The sequence below is a fragment of the Neoroseomonas rubea genome (assembly GCF_016106015.1).
In the GTDB taxonomy this organism is placed as follows: domain Bacteria; phylum Pseudomonadota; class Alphaproteobacteria; order Acetobacterales; family Acetobacteraceae; genus Neoroseomonas; species Neoroseomonas rubea.
In genome coordinates, this window is record NZ_JACADQ010000601.1 from 1 (window position 1) to 1,257 (window position 1,257).

Genomic DNA, 1,257 nt, shown 5'->3' on the forward strand with positions numbered 1-1,257 from the left:
CACCAGCACCTCATCCCCCGCCGGATGCCCGTGCCCGTCATTGATCGACTTGAAGCGGTCCACGTCGAACATCACCAGCGCGGCCGGCGCGCCGCGCGCGCGGCAGGCCGCGATCGCGGCCATGGCGGCCTCGGCGAAGCCGCGCCGGTTCGCCAGCCCCGTCAGCGGATCCGTCACCGCGATGGAGGACAGCCGCGCCAGCGCCGCGTCGCGTTCGCGCGTGACGCGCAGCGCGACCAGCGCGAGCACCGGCACCGCCGCGTCGAACAGCATCCACACCCAGGAGGAGAAGAGGATCGCCTGCTCGCGATGGCGGACGACATTGTCCGAGGCATCGATGCCCTGCATCGCCGCCGCGAGGCCGAGCAGCGGCAGCAGCGCGAGCAACAGCGGGCGCGGGGAGGCCGGCATCGCCAGCGCGGCGCGCATCGCGATCCAGACGCGCAGGAGGGCGAACAGGGCGAGCGCCGCGATCCCGCCCCGTGCCGCGACGAACAGGATCTCCTCGCTGCCCATCGCCACCCTCAGCGATCCGTCAGGCGCAGTTCGATGCGCCGGTTGCGCGCCAGCGCCCCCGGCCCCTCGCCGGCATCGATCGGCTGCGTGTCGCCGAAGGAGGTGGCAGCGACGCGGTTGGCCGGCAGCCCTTCGGCGATCAGCAGCTGCGCCACCGCGATGGCGCGCGCAGCGGCCAGTTCCCAGTTGCTCGCGAAGCGGGCGGATCGGATCGGCGTGCGGTCCGCATGGCCATCGACGCGCAGCACCCAGGCGACGTCGGGGGGGATCTGCGGCGCGATCTCGGCCAGCACGGCGGCGAGCGCGCGCACCTGCCGCCGCCCTTCGTCGGAGAGTTCCGCCTGGGCGGGGGCGAAGAGCACCTCCCCCTGGAAGACGAAGCGGTCCCCGGCGATGCGCACCTCCGGCCTTTCGCCGAGCACGTCGCGCAGCCGGCCGAAGAAGTCCGAGCGGTAGCGCTGCAATTCCTCGACGCGGGCGGCCAGCGCGGCGTTCAGCCGCTGGCCGAGCAGCGTGATCTGCGCGTCGCGGTCACGCCCGGCCTCCTCCTCCAGCTCGAGTGCGACGACGAGGCGCGCGATCTCCGCGCGCAGCGCCTCGATCTGGCGGGTCAGCAGCGCGACCTGGGCGCGGGCGCTGTCGGCGAGGCGCGTCTGCTCGCCGGCGGTGGCTTCCGCACGGCCGGCGCGGTTCGCCGCTTCCTGCCGCAGCGCGTCCAGATCCGAAGAGCATTCGTCTGAA

Annotated in this window: 2 protein-coding genes; both read right to left on the reverse strand. The window is 73.9% G+C overall.

What is annotated here, in order from left to right; translation table 11 throughout:
• The coding region (locus HW577_RS25215) for a GGDEF domain-containing protein (RefSeq protein WP_232475236.1) at positions 1 to 516 on the reverse strand (516 nt) is incomplete at its 3' end.
• 8 nt (positions 517 to 524) lie between these two features.
• Positions 525 to 1,257, reverse strand: a 733-nt coding sequence (locus HW577_RS25220) for a peptidoglycan -binding protein (protein ID WP_198378828.1), incomplete at its 5' end; no start/stop codon positions are given.